This is a genomic window from Johannesbaptistia floridana (assembly GCF_057440575.1).
The window spans coordinates 1-8,909 of record NZ_JALKVM010000294.1; the positions used below are offsets into that span (position 1 = coordinate 1).

The following is an 8,909-nucleotide window of genomic DNA, read 5'->3' on the forward strand; positions in this document are numbered from 1 at the left end:
CTAGACAATTTATTAAATGATTTACTGTTTCACAAACTGCTTCTCTATAAATAGGCTCATAAGCTGTTAAAAACATCTCAAAACTAGTAAAGCCCAAAGCATTTAACTCGTTTATTGGTGTTGGCAATGCTTTGACATAACTTAGGGTATTAGATTTTTTTATCACCATCATCAACAACCACTTAAGTATTAATATTATATCATTGTTAAACAATAGTTGGTCGAGACTTTCTCTGATAGCGCACTAAACGACTTATCATCAAGGGGGAAAACACAGTAATTATGTCTCAATTATCTCTTTGTCCCTAATTGTCAACCAACTAAAACTTATCCATTATGGCTATTTAGCTAATTAAATGAGCAAGTTTAAGAAGAAATGGGTAGATATTTTTCAACTGTTTTTAGCCCTTAAATCAAGACACATTAGGAGAACCAGGGTCAGTAATTCGTAATGAAGCGATCGCCTCAGTTTTACATGAAACGGGATTCGCAGAAACCAAAGGTTCAGGCATTAGAGTCATGATAGAAGCAATGTTAGACGCTAACTTAACTCTTCCTAGCTTTGAATCTAATCGCGATAAAGATCAATTTCAAATAATTATTTATTCCCATAACTTTTTTGATGAAGAGGCTTTGCAATGGTTATCTCAATTTAAAGAGTATAATTTAACAGACGAAGAAGCAAAAATATTAGTGGTTTTACGAGAAAAAACAACCATCAATAATGCAATTTGTCGTCTGGTTAATGATGTTGATACCTTAAAAGCCAGCCAAACACTCAAACATTTACGAGATTTAGGGATAATTGAGACACACGGAAAAAGTACAGCTACTTATTATACTCTCAAGCAGGAATTTTATTCTGGACAGTTAAATATACCTAATCAGGACAGTAGTACACCTAATCAGGACAGCTTATCTGGACAGTCAAATATACCTAATCAGGACAGCTTATCTGGACAGTCAAATATACCTAATCAGGACAGCTTATCTGGACAGTTAAATATATCTAATCAGGACAGCTTATCTGGACAGTCAAATATATCTAATCAGGACAGCTTATCTGGACAGTCAAATATACCTAATCAGGACAGCTTATCTGGACAGTTAAAGATACCTAATCAGGACAGCTTATCTGGACAGTTAAAGATACCTAATCAGGATAGTAGTACACAACATGGTCAACAACTTACGCTTGAATTATTTACGACTATAACTCAGGAATCCCTTGAGGAGAAATTAAATCAATTAGGAGAACGAGAAACACCTGAAGAAATGAAGGCTTTAATTTTAGAACTTTGTAAAATCAAACCTCATTCATCGAGTGAATTAGCAATTCGTTTAAAACGAAGCCGAAAACATTTATTAGCTCAATATCTTAAACCTTTAATCAATGAAAAATTACTAGAATATACTAATCCAGATAATCCTAATGATCCTAACCAAACTTATCGTACAATTAAAAAATAATTTATTATTGTAGCAAGTAGAACAAAGGCGAATTGGGGTCATTTTTATAAACTAAAAATAGGTTGCACATGAGTATTTAAATTTTAAACTAATGAAAGTATCTTAAATGCTAACTATTGCCTATTTCCCAGCGCCTAGCGTTATAGTCTATATAAGCAAATCTAAAAACAAAGGAAAAAATACAAATAATGTCCTATCTCCTCGATGCTGTAATTAACTCAAAACACAAAAATGACCTACAGGGATTTATTTACTACCTACGAGAATTAGAACAAAAATATTTACTCCGCAACGATATAGTTAATGCTTTTGATGATTTTTGCCGGAAACAAGCATATCCAGAAAACTACCGAGAATCCTCAGCATTGGGAAAACTAATCTACTATACACAGGAAATTATCTTAGAAACAGAAAATATTTGTCTAATTATTCGGGCAAAAATTGCTAATTCAGAAAGTTATCGCCTTCTGCCAGATTTAACTATAGAAAAAATAAGTATACCAGAACTATTAGATATACGCGATCGCATCGTCAATCATTTTCACCCAGAAGAGGGGACAGTATTTGAAATAGACTTTAAACCATTTTACGACTACTCACCAAAAATCCGGGATCCTAAAAATATTGGTAGAGGTGTAGAATTTCTGAATCGTTTTCTCTCAAGTAAGCTATTTCAAGACCCACAACAATGGTTAGAATCTCTATACCTGTTTCTGAAATTACATTCTGTCAATGGTACGATTCTCTTAATCAATGGTAGAATCAAAAACCAACAACAACTTTCAGAACAGGTAAAACAAGCCCTAGGTTACCTAGTATCCCTACCACCGACACAACCCTACGAAGAAATTCGCTTCCAATTACAAGATTTAGGATTTGAACCAGGCTGGGGAAATACAGTAGGAAGAATCCTAGAAACTTTAGAAATTCTCGATGAATTAATTGATTCTCCCAATGATGAAAGTTTAGAAGCTTTTCTTTCTCGTATACCCATGGTTTTTAGCATTGTCTTAGTATCTATACATGGTTGGTTTGGACAAGAAGGAGTCTTAGGTCGTCCTGATACAGGGGGTCAAGTTGTCTACGTTTTAGACCAAGCAATTAGTTTAGAAAAGCAATTACAAGAAGATATTACCTTAGCTGGCTTAGATAATTTAGGAGTAAAACCAAAAGTAATTATTCTCACTCGCTTAATACCGAATAGCGATGGAACTCTCTGTAATCAACGCTTAGAAAAAGTCCACGGCACTGAAAATGCTTGGATTTTGCGAGTACCTTTCCGTAGGCTTAATCCAGATTATACAGATAATTGGATCTCACGATTTGAGATTTGGCCCTATTTAGAAACTTACGCTATTGATGCAGAAAGAGAACTATGTGCAGAGTTTTCCGGGAGACCAGATTTAATTATTGGTAACTATTCTGATGGTAATTTAGTAGCCTTTTTGTTGGCTAGACGTCTAGGTGTAACTCAATTTAATGTAGCCCATGCTTTGGAAAAATCCAAATATCTGTTTAGTAATCTCTACTGGCAAGATTTAGAAAGTCAATATCATTTTTCTTTGCAATTTACAGCAGATTTAATCGCGATGAATGCGGCTAACTGTATTATTAGCAGTACCTATCAAGAAATTGCCGGACGTCAAGATAGTGTAGGTCAATATGAATCCCATCAGAATTTTACCATGCCCAATCTCTATCATGTGATCCACGGTATAGAATTATTTTCTCCTAAGTTTAATGTGGTGCCTCCTGGAGTGAATGAAAAAGTTTATTTCCCCTACACTCAACAGGAAAATAGAATTAAAGCTAAAACTAAACAGTTAGAAGAGTTGTTATTTACTAAGGAAGATCCTGATTTAGTTTTTGGTAAATTAGATGATCCTGATAAGCGACCTTTGTTTTCTATGGCGCGTTTGGACCGCATTAAAAATATTACTGGTTTAGCTGAATTGTTCGGTCAATCTGCTGAGTTACAAAGGTACTGTAATTTGATTTTAATTGCAGGTAAGCTGCATACATCTGAATCTAATGATAATGAGGAAAAAGAGGAAATTGAAAAACTCTATGGGATAATTCAAGAATATAAACTGCATGGGAAAATTCGCTGGTTGGGAGTGCGTCTGCCTAAAAATGACTCAGGAGAAGTTTATCGGGTGATTGGCGATCGCCAAGGGATTTTTGTGCAACCTGCCCTATTTGAAGCCTTTGGCTTAACTATTTTAGAAGCGATGATTTCTGGTTTACCCACCTTTGGCACCCAATTTGGTGGTCCTTTAGAGATTATTCAGGACCAAATCAATGGTTTTTATATCAATCCCACAAATAATGCTGAAACCGCTCAAAAAATCCTGCAATTTATCGAAAAATGTCAAGAAAATCCTGATTACTGGCATAGTATATCTCAAAAAGGCATTGAAAGAGTTTATAGTGTCTATACCTGGAAAATTCACACAACTCGCTTACTCTCTTTAGCACGTATTTATGGCTTTTGGAATTTCAATTCTCAAGAAAATCGAGAGGATATGCTGAGGTATTTGGAGTCTCTATTCCATCTTCTCTATAAACCACGGGCTCAAGCATTATTGCAGCAACATCTTGGTAATTAAGTTTATTGAACTGATGAGTTTGTAGTAGGGCTTTAGCCCGATAAACTTTTAAAATCTCAATCAATAGGACTAAAGTCCAACTACGAACCTAGTTTATCAAACCGCTTTTGATTACTCAAGATGTCTAATTTGCTCTAACAATTCTGCGGGAGTTGTTGCTGGCTTATTACAAGCTAATCCCTGACAAACAATACCTAAAGAAGCTTCGGGTAAATCTGTAGCTAGAGTAAATTCTGTAGAGGGAAAATATTGGTCAATTAATTGAGTGATTTGTTCTGAAGTAGTTTTCACTCCGATGGGATACAAATACCAGTAGAGACCAGTAACTAAACTAGGACAAGATTGAGGATACTGTTGCAACACATTATTAAAAGAATTGAGAATATTGTAGGTTTGGTCTAAATAATTCAAGTTATTCGTTAATATACTCAAACGAGCTAAATTAGCTACGGCAACACCATTAGCTGAAGGAGTAGCATTATCATTGTAAGCTCGTTCTACGATTGGTAAGAATTGATGGTCATCGCTACCGTTATTATAGTAACCGCCTTGATTGCTACTCCAAAAGAGGCGATCAAATTCTGCCTGTATCCTTAATGCTGCTTCTAACCACTTCTTCTCCCGGTAATTTGCTGCATTTAAGTCCAATAGTGCTTTGATAAAGAGGGCGTAATCTTCTGATTGTGCTAAAACAGATACATTGCCTTCATAATTGAGGCGATAAAAACGACCTTTGACCCACTGATTATTTAAGATAAATTGAGCTGCTGAAGTAGCTAAATCCCAGTAAATCTGGTCTTTAAAAACAGTATAAGCCCGCGCTAAACCAGAAATCATTAAACTATTCCAAGCTACAATCATTTTAGTATCAGTTACTGGAGGAATACGACCTTCCCAATTGATGGTTTTCGCTTCCTGGCTATTATGCGCTGGGGGGAATAGTGGTAATTCCTTGGCTGAACGACCGTAACGCACCTTAAATAATTTTTTTAAAATTCTTTCTATGCTTTCATTTAACTCTGAACTGTGGTGTTTTTGAAGAACATTATAACCTTCAAAATTTCCCTTAGGAGTAATGGTAAATTCTCTACCGAGTTTAGTTAATTCATCATCTGTCAATATAGATTGTAGTTCAGTGTAATCCCAAACATAAAAAGCGCCTTCTTCTGGTTCAGATGCTGTGTTACTACTAAAACTATCTGCATCTTGAGAAGCATAAAAATAACCCAATGGGGAGGTCATTTCTCTTTTTAACCATTCTACTGTCTTAGAGACGGCCCGCTTAAATTCTGGTTTAGTTGCCCCTTCACTCCACAAATTAGAAAGATACTCAACAATTAACCCATTATCGTAGAGCATTTTTTCAAAATGGGGCACTGTCCAGGTAGAATCAACGGTATAACGATGGAATCCTCCCGCTACATGGTCAAAAATTCCTCCCAAGGCTAAATTTTCTCCTTGTTTTCGAGCTAAGTTTTGGCCATCATAGCGAGAATTGAAACTTAATTTACTACCACGTAATGCTAAATCTGCGTAAGGAATCATGGGAAATTTAGGACCACTATCTCTATTTTCTCTAATTATCCCGGTGTTAGTTTCAATGCCTTTGTAGAGTAGTTCTTTAGTTAGGGAAAATTCTGACTGATTAGTTGAAATAATTAACCCTTTTTTAAATCCTTGAGTAATTTGAGTTTTAATTGATTCTAGTTTCTTTTTTTCATGGTCGTAGAAATGGCGTAGAGAAGTTAGTATATCCAGAAAACCAGGACGTCCGTAGCGGGGTTCCATGGGAAAGTAAGTACCACCATAAAAGGGGATTAGGTCATCTGGGGTTAAAAATATGTTTAATGGCCAACCTCCTTGACCTGTAATCATTTGTAACGCCTGCATATAGACACTATCTATATCTGGTCTCTCTTCTCGGTCTACTTTGATGGGTAAGTAGTTTTCATTAAGATAATCGGCTATCTCCTGATTAGAAAATGCTTCTCCCTCCATCACGGTACACCAGTGGCAACTTGAGTAACCGATAGATAGAAATATGGGTTTATTTTCTGACTTAGCCATGGCTAAAGCTTCTTCACACCAATACCACCAGTCTATGGGATTATTAGCGTGTTTACGGAGATATAAACTATTTACTGTAGCTAGACGATTAGGCATTTTTTGACAATATTAATAACAACTAAATTAACTTTTGGAGATAACCCTTGATTAGACCTATGGTTACTGCTGGTAACTCTAACTGAGGGGTTAGTCCCACTTCTGGTAATTCTTGGAATATTTTAATACTTTCTGGGTTAAGGGCTGCTAGACGCTTACCGATTTCTGGACTTGTAAATTGGGATTTTTGGCCCCAGATTATTGCTGTAGGAGTAGTTAATTGGGGTATATATTTAGATAAATCGAAGCAAATATCTCCCCTAACAAAAGACAAGGCAGCGTATTCAGCATTATTTTGGGTTGCCGATTTTAAATATGCTTCTATAATCTCTGGATAAATTCTTTCTGGGTGAGCGAATTGTCTAGTTTTGAGAAAATTTTCGATACCATTATAGCTGGCTACTCCTAAACCGTAGATGGCTTTATCTAAGATTGGAGTACTAACTAATTGGGCAAAAAAGCTCCTTGTATAATCTTCCCCGAAATCTGATAATCCCGACGGGGTAGTTAAGATTAAACATTTAAATAAATCAGGACGTTCTATCGCGGCACGAATGGTTAAAGCTGCTGTTAAAGAGGAAGCTACCACGGGTGTGGGAGTTTCACAGGTTTTTTCGATAAATTCAAGAATTACTTTTATATAATCTTCTGGTGTATAGTTACGTTCAGGATGGTCTGAACGTCCCCAACCTATTAAATCTGGTGCTAACACTTCATATTCTGTAGCAAAAGCTGGATATACCTTAGACCATTCGTAGGCTGAAGAACCTCCCCCAAAACCATGTAAAAAAACTAGATTGTTTAGTTTTTCTGTTTGACTCGGTTGTAAATCCTGCCAGGGTTTCTGCTTGGGACTATAGTAAACCATAGTTCCCAAACTAGTTACTAAAGAATTTTGTTCTACACCAATAGGCTCAATCATAGTTAATTTAAAATTCAATTGCCTCTCATTATACCTTGATTTTATGGTATTTTATATTTGTGCTAAAAATATATATCTATAGAATTATTGTATGAGTAACACCCAGAGGCGCAAAGCGGATCACCTGCGAATCTGTCTGGAAGAGGATGTACAATTTCACGGTCTTACCAATGGATTAGATCGCTATCATTTTGTTCATAGCTGTTTACCGGAAGTAAATTATAGTGAGATTAACCTAGGTGTAAAATTCCTCAACCATCAGTTAAATGCTCCTTTGTTAATCTCCTCAATGACTGGAGGAACTGAACAGGCTAAAATTATTAATCTACGTCTCGCTCAAATAGCTCAAAAGTATAAGTTACCTATGGGGGTGGGTTCTCAACGAATTATTATTGAAAAGCCAGAATTAGCCCATACTTTTTCCGTGCGGGAAGTTGCTCCCGATATTCCTTTGTTTGCTAATTTAGGTGCTGTTCAACTAAATTATAATTATAAGATTAAAGATTGCATTAAATTAGTAGAAACTCTCCAAGCAGATGCTTTAATTTTGCACTTAAACCCCCTACAAGAATGTATCCAAACCAATGGCGATACTAATTTCCGTGGACTATATGAAAAGATTAGTAGTCTTTGTTGGAATACATCAATCCCAATCATTGTTAAAGAAGTGGGGAATGGTATCTCAGCTTCAATGGCAGAAAAGTTAATTACTGCTGGGGTAAGTGCTATTGATGTAGCTGGTACTGGAGGAACATCTTGGGCAAAGGTCGAAAGCCAGCGCAGTACAGATAAAATTAAACGCAAATTGGGTGAAACTTTCGCTGAATGGGGTCTACCTACCGCTAATTGTATTTTAGATATTCGCAATCTCAATGCTGAAATTCCCCTGATTGCTTCTGGAGGATTGCGCAATGGACTAGAAATCGCTAAGGCGATCGCCCTCGGTGCTGATTTAGGCGGTATGGCCCAACCTTTTCTCAAGGCAGCTTCTGAGTCTGTAGAAGTTGTTGATGAATTAGTACAATTACTTATGGCTGAAATTACTACAGTACTATTTTGTACTGGTCATAAAACCATTAGTGAACTGAAAAACTCAGAAGCTTTACAGGAAATTGTTTAAAACGTTACCTGTTAGAATTCTCCTTGATTACTTTGACAATCTCACTAGGTTCAGCACGCTTGGTATAATCTACATCAGCAAAGGCGTAGACAATTTCACCGTTGGGTTTCACCACATAAGTGGCAGGAATTGGTAATTCAAAATGATCGTTACCGTTGTGGGCAGTCAAATCAATCCCAAGGTTTTCATAAATTGGACGTAAAGTCATAGGAAGTGTAAAGACTAATCCAAATTGTCGCGCCACTTGATTATCTGTATCACTGAGGACCTCGTCGATAATTAAAGTATCAAGTAGGTAACGTTGTGAATAAATCCCCTGCGGATAAGCCTCCGGCTCCACCAGTTCTCTCACATCTTGCATCTTTACCTAATGTTACTGGTGGTGGATGAATAATGAGTTTTGAAGTAATGAGTTAAAGAATTAATCCTAACCCCTTAAAAATTGATTCTCGCCTGTTGGCCTATTTAGTACTTTTGTATTTGCGTGCAAGATATGAGTGATAAGTATTATTTCATAATCGGATCTAGTAGGGGCGCAAGGCTTGCGCCCTCTTGCCCCGGCTTGCGCCCTCTTGCCCCGGCTTGCGCCCTCTTGCCCCGGCTTGCGCCCTCTTGCCCCGGCTTG

6 protein-coding genes and 1 pseudogene are annotated in these 8,909 nt (G+C 36.7%); 4 read left to right on the forward strand and 3 right to left on the reverse strand.

From position 1 onward, the window contains the following. Positions 1-432: 432 nt before the first annotated feature. From MW688_RS17825 to MW688_RS17835, 3 genes and pseudogenes are all read left to right on the forward strand, one after another. Positions 433-588, forward strand: a pseudogene (locus tag MW688_RS17825) (ATP-binding protein); the annotation flags it as partial. Between the two features lie 687 nt (positions 589-1,275). Next, complete coding sequence (locus MW688_RS17830) at positions 1,276-1,470, forward strand: Fic family protein (RefSeq protein ID WP_486737366.1); 195 nt, start codon at positions 1,276-1,278, stop codon at positions 1,468-1,470. Between the two features lie 188 nt (positions 1,471-1,658). Then, entirely contained in the window at positions 1,659-4,079 is a 2,421-nt protein-coding gene (locus MW688_RS17835) for a sucrose synthase (RefSeq protein WP_486737361.1), read from the forward strand. 111 nt (positions 4,080-4,190) lie between these two features. Here MW688_RS17835 and MW688_RS17840 read toward each other — a convergent pair whose 3' ends face one another. Then, entirely contained in the window at positions 4,191-6,242 is a 2,052-nt protein-coding gene (locus MW688_RS17840) for a thioredoxin domain-containing protein (protein ID WP_486737362.1), read from the reverse strand. A 22-nt stretch (positions 6,243-6,264) separates the two neighbouring features. Continuing rightward, on the reverse strand, positions 6,265-7,164 hold the full coding sequence (locus MW688_RS17845; RefSeq protein ID WP_486737363.1) for an alpha/beta fold hydrolase: 900 nt from the start codon (positions 7,162-7,164) through the stop codon (positions 6,265-6,267). A 91-nt stretch (positions 7,165-7,255) separates the two neighbouring features. Between MW688_RS17845 and fni the strand changes: the two genes are divergently transcribed. Continuing rightward, entirely contained in the window at positions 7,256-8,284 is a 1,029-nt protein-coding gene (gene fni / locus MW688_RS17850; RefSeq protein WP_486737364.1) for a type 2 isopentenyl-diphosphate Delta-isomerase, read from the forward strand. 4 nt (positions 8,285-8,288) lie between these two features. On the opposite strand, the gene MW688_RS17855 is transcribed toward fni, so the two are convergent. Then, complete coding sequence (locus MW688_RS17855) at positions 8,289-8,636, reverse strand: thioredoxin domain-containing protein (RefSeq protein ID WP_486737365.1); 348 nt, start codon at positions 8,634-8,636, stop codon at positions 8,289-8,291. Between the last annotated feature and the right edge of the window lie 273 nt (positions 8,637-8,909).

Excerpts from the sequence above, each read along its gene's own strand:
- MW688_RS17840 (WP_486737362.1), bottom strand. The coding sequence starts at position 6,242 with ATGCCTAATCGTCTAGCTACAGTAAATAGTTTATATCTCCGTAAACAC.
- MW688_RS17845 (WP_486737363.1), bottom strand. The coding sequence starts at position 7,164 with ATGATTGAGCCTATTGGTGTAGAACAAAATTCTTTAGTAACTAGTTTG.
- MW688_RS17830 (WP_486737366.1), top strand. The coding sequence starts at position 1,276 with ATGAAGGCTTTAATTTTAGAACTTTGTAAAATCAAACCTCATTCATCG.
- MW688_RS17835 (WP_486737361.1), top strand. The coding sequence starts at position 1,659 with ATGTCCTATCTCCTCGATGCTGTAATTAACTCAAAACACAAAAATGAC.
- fni (WP_486737364.1), top strand. The coding sequence starts at position 7,256 with ATGAGTAACACCCAGAGGCGCAAAGCGGATCACCTGCGAATCTGTCTG.